This is a genomic window from Candidatus Frankia nodulisporulans, assembly GCF_902806475.1.
In the GTDB taxonomy this organism is placed as follows: Bacteria; Actinomycetota; Actinomycetes; order Frankiales; family Frankiaceae; genus Frankia; species Frankia umida.
The window spans coordinates 1-15,388 of record NZ_CADCWS010000085.1 but is presented as its reverse complement, the minus strand read 5'-3'; the positions used below and the strand labels follow the sequence as shown (position 1 = coordinate 15,388).

At 70.8% G+C, this 15,388-nt stretch carries 9 protein-coding genes and 3 pseudogenes; 7 read left to right on the top strand and 5 right to left on the bottom strand.

Going from position 1 to position 15,388, the window contains the following annotated elements; genetic code table 11:
* Positions 1–687 (bottom strand): annotated as a pseudogene (locus tag G6R24_RS10300) (hypothetical protein); the annotation flags it as partial.
* Between the two features lie 49 nt (positions 688–736).
* Positions 737–1,363 (bottom strand): SNF2-related protein, encoded by a 627-nt coding sequence (locus tag G6R24_RS24485; RefSeq protein ID WP_225438358.1) that lies wholly within the window; start codon positions 1,361–1,363, stop codon positions 737–739.
* Positions 1,364–1,494: 131 nt separating this feature from the next.
* Here G6R24_RS24485 and G6R24_RS24065 point away from each other — a divergent pair, with 131 nt between their 5' ends.
* Positions 1,495–1,881 carry a Fic/DOC family N-terminal domain-containing protein gene (locus G6R24_RS24065; RefSeq protein ID WP_391530177.1) on the top strand — a complete coding sequence of 129 codons (387 nt, stop codon included), beginning with the start codon at positions 1,495–1,497 and terminating at the stop codon, positions 1,879–1,881.
* Positions 1,882–1,934: 53 nt separating this feature from the next.
* Here G6R24_RS24065 and G6R24_RS10285 read toward each other — a convergent pair whose 3' ends face one another.
* A complete protein-coding gene (locus tag G6R24_RS10285; RefSeq protein ID WP_225438357.1) occupies positions 1,935–2,225 on the bottom strand; it encodes a hypothetical protein in 291 nt (96 codons plus the stop codon).
* Positions 2,226–3,095: 870 nt separating this feature from the next.
* Between G6R24_RS10285 and G6R24_RS10280 the strand changes: the two genes are divergently transcribed.
* The 3 genes from G6R24_RS10280 to G6R24_RS22235 all read left to right on the top strand — a co-directional run bounded on the left by G6R24_RS10280 (position 3,096) and on the right by G6R24_RS22235 (position 9,145).
* Complete coding sequence (locus tag G6R24_RS10280) at positions 3,096–4,877, top strand: CocE/NonD family hydrolase (RefSeq protein WP_163549038.1); 1,782 nt, start codon at positions 3,096–3,098, stop codon at positions 4,875–4,877.
* Between the two features lie 192 nt (positions 4,878–5,069).
* Positions 5,070–6,266, top strand: coding sequence for a phosphoglycerate dehydrogenase (gene serA / locus G6R24_RS10275; RefSeq protein ID WP_163549037.1), 1,197 nt, complete (start codon positions 5,070–5,072; stop codon positions 6,264–6,266).
* Positions 6,267–6,274: 8 nt separating this feature from the next.
* Complete coding sequence (locus tag G6R24_RS22235; RefSeq protein WP_163549036.1) at positions 6,275–9,145, top strand: FAD-binding and (Fe-S)-binding domain-containing protein; 2,871 nt, start codon at positions 6,275–6,277, stop codon at positions 9,143–9,145.
* A 216-nt stretch (positions 9,146–9,361) separates the two neighbouring features.
* Here G6R24_RS22235 and G6R24_RS24060 read toward each other — a convergent pair.
* Positions 9,362–10,324, bottom strand: a pseudogene (locus G6R24_RS24060) (alcohol dehydrogenase catalytic domain-containing protein); the annotation flags it as partial.
* 211 nt (positions 10,325–10,535) lie between these two features.
* Here G6R24_RS24060 and G6R24_RS10260 point away from each other — a divergent pair.
* Together G6R24_RS10260 and G6R24_RS10255 are read left to right on the top strand one after the other, a co-directional pair.
* Positions 10,536–11,555 (top strand): phosphotransferase family protein, encoded by a 1,020-nt coding sequence (locus G6R24_RS10260; protein ID WP_163549034.1) that lies wholly within the window; start codon positions 10,536–10,538, stop codon positions 11,553–11,555.
* A 101-nt stretch (positions 11,556–11,656) separates the two neighbouring features.
* Positions 11,657–12,748, top strand: a pseudogene (locus G6R24_RS10255) (TIGR03857 family LLM class F420-dependent oxidoreductase).
* A gap of 29 nt (positions 12,749–12,777) precedes the next feature.
* On the opposite strand, the gene G6R24_RS10250 reads toward G6R24_RS10255, so the two are convergent.
* Positions 12,778–13,542, bottom strand: coding sequence for a TetR/AcrR family transcriptional regulator (locus G6R24_RS10250; RefSeq protein ID WP_163549033.1), 765 nt, complete (start codon positions 13,540–13,542; stop codon positions 12,778–12,780).
* 126 nt (positions 13,543–13,668) lie between these two features.
* On the opposite strand from G6R24_RS10250, the gene G6R24_RS10245 reads away from it, so the two are divergent.
* A partial coding sequence (locus G6R24_RS10245; RefSeq protein WP_163549032.1) for an N-acyl-D-amino-acid deacylase family protein occupies positions 13,669–15,388 on the top strand: 1,720 nt, incomplete at its 3' end.

Here is a 15,388-nt window from a genome sequence, read left to right as displayed (position 1 = left end):
TCCGTTGAGGAGATGATTGAAAGCCTTCTCCGAGATCTCAGGCCGCTGGTCGGTGGGTGTCGGGCGGTCTCCACCGGTGGGGGGCTGGCGGTCGAGACGGCTGTCCGCAGCAGGGATGGACGAGCGCTCCTGCGGTGCTGGTCCGGGCGCCGCGGACGAATGCTGATCGGCCTGGCGGAGGCGGGCGACGGCCTGGTCGAGCAGGGACGCACTTCGCTCGGCGGAGGAGACCTCCCGCGCAGGGCTAGGTGCAAGGCGGCGAAGGTCATCGGCGGAGACCGTTTTGGCCTCGCGGGGAACGGGATTCGCGGTGCGTGGGGTGGGCTCGGCGGTGCGGGGGCCGAGTACCAGCCGGTCCAGCGCCTGCGCCTTTGCCTCCGGGCCGCGAAGAACCGCGCCGGTGTGGTCCGCGGGAGAGCCGGCGCGGGCGGTGGGAGTGCCGAGGCGGTCGGTGGAGACTCCCGACTGGTCGGGCTTGGGCACGGACGCGCCGGGACGGTCGGAATCCGCGGAGCGGTCCGAGCCGGACGTTTTCTCGGGGTCGGCATTGCCTGCCGCGCGGGCCACTGCCCGGTCCAGGAGTTGTGCCTTCGCCTCGGCTCCGGTGATCTGCTCGGGTAGGTCGGACGGGCCGTCCGATGAGCGCCCGGAGACATCGGCGCCTGACGTCAGGCGGTCACGCGGCATCGGCACCCACCGCACCAGGATCGCCACAATATGCGCGATGTGTAGCGCACTAGCCACATAAAGTGCAAACAGCGGTTGACGGTGAAACCTGCTTCTGCGCGGTGAACGACACCAGGAAGGTCGCGAACGCCGGCCCGCTGGTCGGCTTGGTGAACCCGCCGAAGGACGACGACACCGCCTGCGGCGCGACCACGCTCACGGTCGCCGCGACCGCACCGTCCTTGTCGATGATGGTGAACTCGCGGCCGAACTTCTCGCCCATCTCGTCACGCCACTTCGTCGTCAGCCCCGCCGGGCAGACAATCATGATCCGCCGGGCCCGGTGACGCAGCAGCAGTTCCTCGGCGACCAGCCCTGCCTCGATCGTCTTGCCCAGACCCACGTCATCGGCGAGCAGCGGGTTCACCCGCGGCGCCGCGATCGCCCGGGCCACCGGCTCGAGCTGGTAGTCCTCGACCGCGACCCCCGAGCGAAGCGGCGCCTGCAACCTGCGGACATCCGCGGACGTCACCGCCGACCACCGCAGCGCGTCCAGGAACGCGGCCAACCACCCCGGTGGATCGAACCGCCCCGCGGCACCTCGAACCAGTGCGCCGATGCCCGGCAGGTCGCGCTCCGCGGCCTCGCGCCATGTCGCCCGCGTTCGGTGGGAGGCGTCGGCATCCACATCCCCCATACGGACAGGCCGCCCATTCTGGCAGGACGCGAACACCCCCCTGCTCGCGACGGCCTCCGACCCCGGGACGACACCTCAGATCATCCCGACATCCAGCCCAACACACCCAGGGAAGCCCCACCGGCTCCCTGGTGAGGATCGCCGGCACCGGCGCACGCACCGGGGAGTACGAACACATCGCCTTCCAGCCGCATCCGCTGGGCGAGGAGGAGCCGAACCTGGCCGGGACGACCTGGCGCGCTGTCGCCGCGGCGGGAACCGAGCTGGGCCGGCTGGGCCAGGCCGGTCGCCAGCTTCCCGATCCGACGCTGCTTCGCCAGCCCACGTTGCGCGCCGAGGCGCAGAGCACCTCAGCGCTGGAAGGGACCTTCGCTTCCCTGGAGGACGTGCTTGCCGCCGACCTCACCGAACCAGGCGCGCGCAGCGCGTCGACGTCGTGGATGCCGCCGGCTACTGCGACACCGTCGACCGGGGTGGCCTGGCGCCGGCCCGGTTCGCGTCCGCGTCCCTCGTTCTGATCAACAAGACCGACCGCCTCCCGCCGCAGCAGCGGGACGCGACGGTCGCCCGGTCAGGCTGGAATGCGCACCGCGAAGACCTGCTCGTGGTCCGCGGGGGTCCACATCCAGCCGGCACCCAGCCGCGAACCCGGCAGCTGGTTCGCCCGCACCGCGTAAGGCTTCTCGGGATTGGTCATCCCCCACCGCCGTGCGATCGTCCGCGCCTCGTCACGCGCTGTTTCCATCGCCTGCTGCTCATCCGCAAATATTCCGATGATGGCGAGCGCGGGGTCCTCTATCACGCCGCACTCGATGCAGCCGACCTTGCAGACAAGCCAGGATCCCTCGCCGCTCACATGCATTCCCTTCGGTCACGCCGCGTCCACCCACTCCGCCGAACGGACGGGCGGGTAGAAAGCTCGCGAAACCAGCCTGCGCATCGGTGGTGACGCCGCCGCGCAGGACGCGGATATGTCCTCTGGCCAGCCCGGCCGCCGCCATCCGGCAGGTCACCTATCGACCGATGTTAGCCCGGAACACGCACCGAACCCCGGCGAGAACGTGCCTCGACCGGCCCGAGTGGCGAGCCTCTCCGCTGATACCGGCACCACCGAAGGTGGTCGATCAGTAGGCTGCGACGGTTCTGGCGAGAACACCACGGCAGCTCGATCACCGGCCTGACACCAAGGCACCTTCGGGCACAGGTCGAGGGTGCCGCGCACCGGTCCGAGAGCGAGCGAAACGCACCGTCGACGCCACCCGAAGACCCACGACTACCAGGAAAAATGAGAGATCCGGGTGTCCTCCGGCCCGTTCGACGCGGCCGGCCGGACGCCGACAAGAGGACCGTCAGCACACGCCGGTTGACAGGCCGAGGCCGGCCCCGCTACGTTTCCCCCCACCGTTAAGAAGTCATTAAGGTATGCGCCCTCAGAACTGTCCCGCCGGCCACGGTATTTCCGTTCCCGCGGGTCGGAAGGGTCACGGCGCGTATGTCCGCCGGCCCGCGGATGTCCCCGGATGGTCCGGCCGTTCCCTGACGTCCTCGCCGATTCCGCGAGGTGGTCCGGCCGATTCGCCACCTTGGCACAAGGTCAGGAGAAAGAATGCATCGCCGGAAAGCAAGTGGGACACATCCCGACACCGTCTTACCCGCCGGAGGCAGGCACGCATCGCGGGTCGGGCACGACAGTTCCCGTGGTCTGCGCGCCACCACCGCGGCAGCCGTCACGATGCTGGTCGCCTCCGTCATCGCCGTCGTCGGCCTGACTGCTCCGGCCCAGGCGGCCACCACCTGGCCCGGTGGAACCTGGCAGCCCGGCCCGCAGACCTACGGCACGACCATCGTCAAGCGGGTGCCGGTGAAGATGGACGACGGGGTCATTCTCCCGGCCGACATCGGCTACCCGGCGGACCCGGAGACCGGAAAGCGCGCTCCTGGCACGTTCCCGGTCATCATCCAGCAGAACCCGTACTCGTTCGGCGGCGCCCCGGATTCGTTCTTCGTGAACCGGGGTTACATCTTCGTGTCGGTGGACGTCCGTGGCACACTCGACTCGCAGGCACCGGACAACGGACCGCTGGTGAACCCGCTGTTCGGACCCCGGATCGCCAAGGACGGCGTCGAGGTCGTGGACTGGGCGGCGCATCACCTGGACGGGTCGAACGGCACCATCGGACTGTACGGCTGTTCCCAGCTCGGCATCAACCAGCTGTTCACCGCCGCCGCCGTGGGCCCGCATTCACCGGTCAAGGCGATCATCCCGGCCTGTGCGTCGAACAGCTACGACATCTACTTCTCCGGAGGCGTCCCCTCCGCGACGGTCCCGCTGTTCGGCCAGGACCTCGGACTGAGCGGTGACCGGCACCGCGCGGAGAATCTCGCCTATGGTCAGCAGACGGTCGCCGAGATCAATGCCAGCGGTCCACGGGCCTACAACGGCACCTTCTGGCAGGAACGCACGACCGACGCCGCGATGGCCGCGCGGATCGTGGGGAACGGCATCCCGGCGTTGTTGTGGAGCGGCTGGCAGGCCACGGAGAACCCCGGTGCCCTGCAGTTCTGGACCGCGCTGCAGAACGCCGCGAACGGCCGGCCCGCGGGCGGGCCGCTGCTGCCGGGCCAGTCGACCACGGGCCGCTATCAGATCGTGATCGGCAACGGAGGCCACGGCAGCGGACTCGACAAGAGCATCGAGCTGGAGTGGTACGACACCTGGCTGAAGGGCCAGAAGACCGGCATCGATGCCACGAAGACGCCGGCGCACCTCTACGAGCAGGGCAGCAACCGGTGGATCAACGCGGCCAGCTTCCCGGCGGTGGGCAAGTACACGCCGTACTACCTGAACGCGAACTCCGGGCTCACCCCGAAAGGGCCCGGTGCGACCGGCGCGGACACGGTGAAATGGTCCGCCCCCGACCAGGCCGGCAGCACGCTGACCTACACCACGTCCCCGTTCGCGTTCGGTCAGACGCTGGCGGGACCCGTTGCCGCGAGCATCTACGCGTCGTCGAGCACCAGCGACATCAACCTGATCGCGACGTTGCAGGACGTCTCGCCGCTCGGCGGTGTCACCACGATCGCGTCGGGATCGCTCATCGGCAGCCTGAGCACGCTCGATGAGAACGCGTCGTGGAAGGACAAGAACGGGCAGCTGATCCTGCCCACCCATCCGTACACGACCGACACGAAGATCGAGCCGGGAAAGACCAACCGCTACGACATCAGGATCAACCCGACGGTCTGGAGCGTGTCGCCACTGCACTCGCTGCGTCTGGTCGTCAGCACCCAGGCCAGCAAGAACGACTGCGGGGGGTTCCTCGGCATGCCGCAGCCGTGTGCCTACACCGCGGCCCAGCAGGCCGGTCTGGCCGGCGGTACCTACCAGATCGTGCTCAACAGCACCGGCCGTTCGGTGGTGAACCTGCCGCTGCTCCCCTGGCGGCAGCTCCCCGCGGCGCGCAGCGGCGTCACCCCCACCAGCGGCTTCGCCAGCGAGCCCCTGGGCTGGTGACGAGGGGCGCCGGGACCCGAGTGCCCCCCGGTCCGCAGATGAGTCCGTCCTCCTCCCCGGGGCTCCCACCCGAGGAGGAGGACGTCGGGCCGCGCCCACCGGTTCCACATCTACCTGGGTCTGGCCCGGGCGGACTGTCGAGGGTTCCGTAGACTACGGGCGTACTGTTGCCAGCCATTGAGGGCGTCCGCTGTGCGTGCATTGCTGCTTGAGAGTGTTCATCCCGATGCCGCGGCGATCCTGCGCTCCGCGGGGGCGACGGTTGAGACCCTTGACCGGGCGCTGGGTGAGCAGGCGCTGATCGAGGCGCTGGCCGACGTCCAGTTGCTGGGTATCCGGTCGAAGACCGAGGTCACCGAGACGGTCTTCGAGGAGGCGCACGACCTGCTGGCCGTCGGTGCGTTCTGCATCGGCACGAACCAGGTCGACCTGGCCGCCGCCGGTGATCGCGGTATCGCGGTGTTCAACGCGCCGTTCTCCAACACCCGCAGCGTCGTCGAGCTCGCAGTCGCCGAGATCATCGCGATGACCCGGCGCCTGACCGAGAAGAACACCGGTATGCACGCCGGCCTGTGGGACAAGTCGGCCGAGGCGGCCCACGAGGTCCGCGGCCGCAGCCTCGGGATCGTCGGCTACGGCAACATCGGCGCGCAGCTGTCCGTGCTCGCCGAGGCCCTCGGGATGACCGTCTACTTCTACGACACCGCCGACAAGCTGGCGCTGGGCAACGCACGGCGCTGCCCGACCCTGCCCGAACTGCTCGCCACGGCGGACGTCGTCACCCTGCACGTCGACGGCCGCCAGGGCAACCTCGGCATGTTCGGCGACGAGCAGTTCGCCCTGATGCGCCAGGGCAGCCTGTTCCTCAATCTCTCCCGCGGCTTCGTGGTGGACCATCGCGCGCTGCGCACGCACATCGAGTCCGGCCATCTGGCCGGCGCGGCGGTCGACGTCTTCCCGCAGGAGCCGGCGGGGCGGGGCGACGAGTTCGTCTCCGAACTGCGCGGGTTGCCCAACGTCATCCTCACCCCGCACATCGGCGGGTCGACCGAGGAAGCCCAACAGGACATCGGCCACTACGTCGCGAGCAAGCTGCGTGACTACGCCCGCGAGGGCAACACGACGATGAGCGTCAACCTGCCGCACCTGTCCCTGCCGCCGCGCCACGGCGGGCGGCGGATCGTCCACCTGCATCGCAACGTCCCCGGCGTGCTCGCGAAGATCAACAGCCTGCTGGCCGAGCACACGGTCAACATCGAGGGCCAGCTGCTCGACACCCGCGGCGAGTACGGCTACGCCCTGACCGACATCGCCGTCGACTACCCGTCGGCGCTGATCGACTCGCTGGCCGCGATGCCCGAGACCATCCGCGTCCGTTCCCTGGGCTGATCGGAACCGTGACCGTCGAAGTTCCTGATCTTGGCCGGGTGCTGCGGGCCGCGGGCCTGGAGGTTCGCGACGATCGCGCGACACTGGCGATGTACGCCACCGACGCCTCGCTGTACCGCGTCCCGCCGCGGGCCGTGGTGCGACCCCGCCACGTCGACGAGGTGGCGGGGGCACTCGAGGTCGCCCGGGCGCACGGCGTCGCCTTCACCGCACGCGGCGGTGGCACGTCCATCGCGGGCAACGCGATCGGACCGGGAATGGTGCTGGACTTCAGCCGGCATCTGAACCAGGTCCTCGAGGTGGACGTCGACGCGCGCACCGCGGTGGTCCAGCCCGGGCTCGTGCACGCGGACCTGCAGAAGGCGGTGCTGCCCCGCGGGCTGCGGTTCGGCCCCGACCCGTCCAGTCACTCACGGTGCACCATCGGCGGGATGATCGGCAACAACGCCTGCGGCAGCCGGGCGCTGGGCTACGGCCGCACCAGCGACAACGTGGTCGCGATGAGCTACCTGCTGGCCTCGGGCGAGACGCTGCGCACCGACTACGACAGCGCCGGCGTGCCCCTCGTCGACGGGCCACAGCCACTGCTGGACGCGCTACGGGCCGCCGCCGGGCGGCATCTCGGCCCGGCGCGCACCGAGTTCGACACCTTCGGCCGCCAGCTGTCCGGCTATGCCGTCCAGCATCTGCTGCCCGAACGGTTCGACCTGGGGCAGGCGCTGATCGGCTCCGAAGGCACCCTCGGCATCCTCACCCAGGCCACCGTCCGGTTGGTGAAGGACCCTGACCATCGGGTTCTGGTCGCCCTGGGCTTCACCGACATCGTCGCGGCCGGGCACGCGGTGCCGACGGTGGTGACGTTCGGCCCGACCGCCTGCGAGGGCATGGACCAGCGGCTGGTGGACGTCCTGCGTGCGCGGCGCGGCGACACCGCGGTTCCGCCGCTGCCCCGCGGCGGCGCCTGGCTGTTCGTGGAGATCGCCGGCGACGACCGCACCGACGTGCTGGACCGGGCGTCCACACTGGCCGCGGCCGACCTGGGCACCGAGACCCGGATCGTCACCGACCCGGCGGAGCAGGCCCGGCTGTGGCGCATCCGCGAGGACGGCGCGGGCCTCGCCGGACGTGCGCCTTCGGGCCAACCGGCCTGGCCCGGGCTCGAGGATGCCGCGGTCCCGCCGGACCGACTCGGCGACTACCTCGCCCGCTTCGACGAACTGGTCGCCGACCACGGTATGACATCGGCGCCCTACGGCCATTTCGGTGACGGCTGCATGCACGTCCGGCTCGACTTCCCCCTGGCCCGTCCGGACGGGCTGACGGTGCTGCGCACGTTCCTGACCGCGGCCGCCGCCCTGGTGGCGGAGTTCGGCGGTTCGATCTCCGGGGAACACGGCGACGGCCGGGCCCGCGGCGAACTGCTCGCCCAGATGTACTCCGCCGATGCCATCGCCCTGTTCGGCGAGGTCAAGCACGCCTTCGACCCCGACAACCGGCTCAACCCCGGGGTGCTCGTCAACCCCGATCCCTTCGACGCGGCCGTGCGGATGAGCGGGGTCACCTACCGCAAGGACCTCGCCTTCGCCTACCCGCACGACGACGGCGATCTCGCCCAGGCCCTGCACCGCTGCACCGGCGTGGGCCGCTGCCGGGCCGACAACAGCGCGGCCGGCGGCGTGATGTGCCCGTCCTACCTGGCCACCCGGGAGGAGAAGGACTCCACCCGCGGCCGGGCCCGGGTCCTGCAGGACGTCGTGCGCGGCGACCTGGACTGGCGGGCGCCCGCCGTCCTCGACGTGCTGGACCTGTGCCTGTCCTGCAAGGGCTGCGCCGTCGACTGCCCGACCGGCGTCGACATGGCCACCTACAAGTCCGAGGCCCTGCACCAGCGGTACCGGCGCCGGCCACGGCCACGCTCCCACTACAGCCTGGGCTGGCTGCCCCGGTGGGCCCGCCTGGCCGGACGAGCACCGCGGCTGGCGAACCTGGCGGCGCGGACCCCCGTTCTCGGCAAGGCCGGCCTCACCCTGGCCGGCGTCGACCGCCGCCGCAGCGTCCCCCCCTTCGCCCCCGTCCCCTTCCGCCGCTGGTGGGCCGACCAGCCCACCGCCAACACCGCACCGACTCGCGACACGACACCGGTTCGCGACACGGCACCGGTTTCCGTGGCGACGCCGGTGCTGCTGTTCGTGGACTCCTTCTCCGAGTCCTTCTCACCGGACGCCGCCGCCGCGACCGTGCGCGTGCTGCGCGCGGCCGGCTACGAGCCCCGGCTACCCTCGTCCGGCACCTGCTGCGGGCTGACCTGGATCACCACCGGCCAGTTGGACGCGGCCCGCCGCATCCTGGGCCGCACCGTGGCCGAACTCGCGGCGGCGGTGCGCGACGGCGTCCAGATCGTCGGCATCGAGCCGTCCTGCACCGCGGTGCTGCGCGCCGACGCCGTCGAGCTGCTCGAGGGCACCCCCCAGGCCGAGGACGCCCGTCTGGTCGCGGCCGCCACCCGCACCCTCGCCGAACTGCTGACCGCCACCGCGGACTGGAGCCCACCCGACCTGACCGGCACCACCATCGTGGCCCAACCGCACTGCCACCACCACGCGGTCCTCGGCTGGGCGGCGGACAGGGCGCTGCTCACCCGCACCGGCGCCACCGTCACCACCCTCGCCGGCTGCTGCGGTCTCGCCGGCAACTTCGGCGTCGAGATCGGCCACTACGAGGTCTCGGTCGCCGTCGCCGGCCAGAACCTGCTCCCGGCGCTGGACGCCGCCCCCGACGCCGTCGTCCTCGCCGACGGCTTCTCGTGTCGCACCCAGATCGCCGACCTGCGCGACCGCCCCGCTCTCCACCTGGCCGAACTGCTGTCCCCGCGCCCCTGACCCCCAACGCCTGGGCGCACATCCCCCAGGCGTTGGCGCGGTCAGGTCGACCAGGAGTTTGACGGCCTGGGCCTGATCGAGGGTTTCGAAGGCGGCGCTGACGGTGTCGAAGGTGACCGGGTGGACCCAGCCGTCGGTCGGGAAGGCACCGGCGCGCAGCAGGTCGATCACGCTGGGAAAATCGTCCTGGTAGGCGCAGGAGGCGACGAGGTCGATCTCACCGAAGAACACGTCGAGCGGCCTGAAGGCGACCGGACGGGCGTAGACGGCGACGGTCACGACCCGTCCACCTGGGCGGACGATGCGCAGCCCAGACTGGAAAGCCGGCTCCACACCGGCGGCGTCGAAGACGATCTCCACCCCGTCGCCCTCGGTCAGCCCAGCGACGACGGACGGCAGATCCTCCGCCGCCGGATCGACCACCCGCAACGTCGTCCTCGCGCCAGCACCGGTCCCGAGCGCAGCGGCGGTCCCAGGGGCGGTGCCGGTCCCAGGAGCGGCGGCGGGGGCGAGGGCTGCGTCTGGTTCGTGTACGCCGACGGCGGCGAGAGCGGTGGTCAGGGCGGTCCGGCGGACGAGGGAGGGTTCGGAGACGACGATCAGGGCGACGCCGCGGGCGACGAGGTTGAGGGCCACCGCGATCCCGATCGGACCGGCGCCGAGCACGGCCGCGGTCCCGCCGGCGCCGAGGCCGCCGCGGCCGCCGCGGCCGACCGCGTGGTGGGCGACGGCGAGCGGCTCGACCAGCGCGCCGGCCAGCGCATCGACGCCGTCCGGCAGCGGATGGGCCATGTCGGCGCGGACCACGGTCAGTTCACCGAGGCCGCCGTCGTGCTCCGAGAGGCCGTGCCAGACGATGGTGCGACACAGGTTGTAGGCGCCGCGCCGGCAGGGCGCGCACTGCCCGCAGGTCCACATCGGCTCGACCGCGACCAGGGTGCCGGGCCGCAGTCGGTCGTCGGTCACCTGGTCGCCGACCGCCACGACCTCGGCGGAGAACTCGTGGCCGAGGATCATCGGGCCAAGGTCACCGAACGGACCGGCGTGCCAGACATGCAGGTCGGAGCCGCACAGTCCGGTGAAACGCGGCCGCAGCAGCAGGCCGTCAGGCAGCAGGGACGGCTCGGGCACCTCCTCGAGCCGGATGTCCCGAGCACCGTGCAGACGAGCGGCGCGCATGACAGCCTCCTGACGACAGGACCCGGCGGCCCCGCGGGACGGGATGCCCCACGACGACGCATGACGGCGGCGCCGTCCGATCGGCACCCGCGGCGCAGCGCAGCGTACGCCGCCACCGACGCGGGCGCCCCGGAAAAGGCGGTTCGCTCCGATCCGGTGGCCGGCGTCCGGATCGATGGTCGACCGCGGCGAAGATGGTGAGGATACGGCCATGACCAGGCCACGCGACCCTCTCCCGACCTTCGATGTCGACGCCCTCCAGACGCGGTTATGCCAGCTCACCGGCATCGATCACCAGATACTGCGCTGGCGGCGGGCGGGCACCGGCCACGCGAACACGACCTGGCTGCTGGACGCTCGACCCGCCGATCTGGTCATCAAGGTTCAGGCGACGCCGAGCATCGTGTTCCAGGCCGCGCCCGAGATCGAGACCCGCGTCCTGGCGGGCCTGGCCGCCAGGACGGTGCCCGTGCCCCGACTGCTGGCCGCGGACCCCACCGGCACCGTGATCGGCGACCCGTGGTTCGCGATGGAGCTCGTCCGCGGCACCGGTCTGCCCGACGAGCCCTCGACCGGCTACGCCCAGCGTGGCTGGTTCGCCCAGGCGACCCCCCAACTGCGGGCGACCGTCTGGAACGCCTTCGTCGACATCCTCGCCGATCTGCACCGCCTGCCCGCCGCCACGTTCGGTCCGGCGCCGCGCGGTGGGAGCCACGGCGCGATGCTCGAGTTCTGGGCCGCGAGCCTGCACGACACGATGTCCCCCGGCGTCGCGAAGGTGCAGGAACGCGCCCTGGGATGGCTGCGGGACAACGCCCCGGCCGACGCCGACGAGACCCGTGGGCCCTGTATGGGTGACGCCCGGCTGGCCAACCTGATCGTCGACGGCGAGACGCCCGTCGCCCTGGTCGACTGGGAACTCGCCCACGTCGGCAACCCGCGCGGCGACCTCGCGTACAAGCTCTACCTCGATGACCGCTACGCCCGGATCGCCGGCGCACGACCCAGCGGGCTCCCCAGCGCGGCGCGGACGTGGCGACGGTGGGCGCGGCGCACCGGCTTCACCCTCGGTGACACCCGGTACTGGGAGATCTACGCGGCGACGTTCATGGCCGTGACCACGACCCGGGCGTTCCGCGTCATCCGCGGCACCGCCGAGGCGGACATCGAGCGCCTGCACCCCTCCCTACCCGATCTCGAACGCCTGCTGGACGCCCCCCGCGGCGGCTGAGGGCGGTCCTGGTCCGACCGGTAACCCTTGCTGGACGGACGGCGCGGGGAAATTCTGACGTCCAGCACACGGAAACGTGGTTCACGCAGAGAGGCAGGCCCATGACCAACGAGACGCCGACCAGCGAGACGCCAGCCAGCGAGACGCCAGCCGTCCAGCCGACGACGCTGGACGGCCTTGGGTGCTACCTGCTGGGCGGCCAGCCCGCGTCCGCCCGCGAGATCATCACCGAGGCGGCCGAGGCCGAGGCGCTCGGCCTCGAGGTCGCCTTCATCTCCGAGCGTTACAACAGGAAGGAGGCGGTGACCCTCTCCGGCGCGGCCGGCGCGGTCACCGAACGGATCACCATCGCCACCGGCGCCACGAACCACAACACCCGCCACCCGATGGTGACCGCCGGTTTCGCCCGCACCATGCAGAGCCTCACCGGCGGACGTTTCGTCCTCGGTCTCGGCCGGGGTATCCCCAAGGTCCAGGACGCCCATGGCATCCCCCGTATCACCACCGCCGAGCTCGAGGACTTCGTCGGGATCATCCGCCGTCTCTTTCGCGGCGAGACCGTGCGCGACCACAACGGGCCGGCCGGTTCCTGGCCCGTCCTGAGCATTGATCCGACCCTGGACGAGTACCTGCCGATGGGTATCGTCGCGTTCGGTTAGAACACCCTCGAGCTCGCCGGCCGCTGTTTCGATCAGGTCGTGCTGCACACCTACTTCACCGACGAGACGACGGTGCGCTGCGTCGAGACGGTCAAGCGGGCCGCGGAGAAGGCCGGACGCGACCCCGACGCGGTCAAGGTGTGGGCGTGCTTCGCCACGATCGGCGATCACATCCCCGAGCAGCGGCGCATCATGAAGTCCGTCGGCCGCCTCGGTACCTATCTCCAGGGCTACGGCCGGCTGTTGGTGCGGACCAACGGCTGGGACGAGGCCGTCCTCGACCGGTTCCTGGCCGACCCGGTCGCCAAGGCCCGCGGTCTGGACATCGTCGGCACCCCCGATCAGCTCGAGCACGCCGCCGAGCTGATCCCCCCGCAGTGGCTCGCCGCCGCCGCGACCGGCAGTCCCGCCCAGTGCGTCGCCGCCATCCGCCACCAGTTCGACCTGGGCTGCGACGGCGTGATCATGCACGGTTCCACGCCCGCCGAGCTCACTCCCATCGTCGAGGAGTACCGCCGCACCATCGACCGGTGATCGCTGGCTCCGCGGCGAGCCACGGTCGATCAGCCCTGGTCGGCCCGGGCTCGGGTGTCGCGCCGACGAGCAGGCGCTGACACCGGGTCGCCTTCGGTGGCCAAGGCCCGGCCGCGGTCCTCGCCGCCCGTCGGACACGTGCAGCGATCCGCAGGGGCGGCGAGGGCGGAGGCGATCCAGGTCGCGCAGGCTCGTCGAGCATGACCCTGCGCGACCAGGTGCGGATCGGCCATCAGGTTCGCCGCAAGGCCACGGATGAGCCCCTGCAGCAGTACGGCACGGGTCCGCGCGTCGATGTCGGTCCGGATCGAGGCGTCCCGCTGCCCGCTCTCGATCAGTTCGGTCCAGCCGTCACGGCTGCGCCGTTCGGCGTCGACCATCCCCGCCACCGAGGCCTCCACCGGGAACGTGGCTCCCCACATGACGATCAGAGCCCGGTCATCGCTGTCGGGATTCTCGAACCGCTTCAGGTAGGTGGTGACCGACAGAAGCAGCAGGTCGAGGCCGCGGGAGTTGCCGGCATGAAGCCCGTCCCGGGCCGCGTTGGCGTGGTTCTGCTCGTCGATGCGGTCCTGGGCCCGTTGCGCCAGCCGGGCTACCAGGGCGTCCTTGGAGCCGAAGTGATGGGTCGGCAGGCCCCGGCTTGCTCCGGCGCGGCTCCCGATGCGCGCCAGGGAGGCGCCATCGACCCCCCGTTCGGCCACCAGGTCGGCAGCCGCGTCGAGCAGGGCCTCCTCGGACTCGGCGCGCCGTTCGAGCTGGGTCCGGCGACGGGGAGCGGCGGCGGAATTCATGGCAGCAGAGTACTTTCCCGACCACGCGAAACATACTTGCCAAGCGACCAGCAAGAAATTATGGTGGCACTTAGGTGTGACATAAGTGTCACACTGGTGGGCATGCGGTGGGAGGAAGCGGAGCCGATGGCTTTATACGACATCGTGATCAAGGGGGGCACCGTCATCGACGGGCTCCGGACGCCTCGCTACAAGGCCGACGTGGCGATCAGGGACGGTAAGATCGTCCAGATCGGCCCGGTCGATGCCGCCGACGGCGACGAGGTGGTGGATGCCACCGGCAAGATCGTCGCCCCTGGGTTCGTCGACATCCACACCCACTACGACAGCCAGCTCTTCTGGGATCCGTGGTGCACGATGTCGGGCTGGCACGGCGTCACCACGGTGCTGGTCGGCAACTGCGGGTTCGGCTTCGCGCCGTGCCGGCCGCAGGACCAGGACCGCGCGATGCTGAGCCTGTCCCGCAACGAGGCCGTGCCGGTCAAGACGATGCGGGCCGGGATGCCCTGGGACTGGGAGACCTACCCGGAGTTCCTCGACAGCGTCGAGCGCACACCCAAGGGCGTCAACGTCATGTCACTCGTGCCGCTGGCCCCCCTTTACGCCTACGTGGTCGGGGTCGACAAGGCCAAGAAGGACCGGGCGTCCGACGAGGAGCTCGAGCGGATGTGCGAGCTCGTCATCGAGGGGATGGAGGCCGGCGCCGCCGGCTGGAGCTCGCAGATCTCCGGTGACCTGTTCAACGTCCAGCTCGATCATGACGGCACGCCGATGGTCACCGACCTGATGACCGAGCGGGAGATCACCGCGTTCGCCCGTGCGCTGCGCCGGGTCGGCCGCGGTACCACCCAGATCACCGGCCAGCTCGAGACGGCGGCGCTGATCGCCCGGGAGAGCGGTCGCCCGATCATCTGGAACGCGCTCGCCCCCACCGGATCGGTCAACCAGCACGGCGAGTCGCAGTTCCCCCACCTGGAGACCATCGACCGGCTGGAGGAGCTGAACGGATCCGAGGGCCTGCGGGTCTTCGCGTCGGCGCAGATCGTGCGCTTCCAGTCCGAGATCGTCCTGGAGAACTACAACCTCATAGACATCTTCCCGGCCTGGAAGGAGGCCGGCCTCGGCACCCTCGAGGAGAAGATCGCCAAGTTCGCCGACCCCGCGCGTCGCCCGGCGCTGCGGGCGGCGATCGACGAGATGGAGGGCGGTTTCGGTGCCGCCCGCTATCCGCTCGCCGAGATCACGGTGAACTGGATCACCAGCGACGCGAAGGACGCCCTGGCGCTCAAGGAGAAGTACGAGGGCTACACCATCGGCGAGATCGCGGCCCGCGAGGGCAAACACCTGGCCGACACCCTGCTCGACATCGCCGTCGCCGGCGACCTCAACGTCGGCTTCGGCACCACGATGATCGACATGGACACCCAGGCGGTCAGAGAGGTGGCGTCCTGCTCGGTGGCCCTGCCCGGGATCAGCGACGGCGGCGCGCACACCAAGTTCGTCACCACCGCCCGCTTCGCCACCGAGCTGATCGGCCACTGGGTCCGCGAACACAGGATCATGTCTCTCGAGGAGGCGCACTGGCGCCTGTCGGCCTACCCGGCCATGGCCATCGGGCTGCGCGACCGGGGTTCCATCGGCGAGGGCCGGCCCGCGGACATCATCGTCTACGACCCCGAGACCGTCGACGCCCTCCCCCAGGAGCGGCTGTTCGACTATCCGGCGGACGAGTGGCGCCTCGTCCAGAAGGCCGTCGGCTACGACCGCATCATCGTGAACGGCAAGACCACCTTCATCAACGGTGTCTGCACGGACGAGACCCCCGGCAAGCTCCTGCGGCACGGCA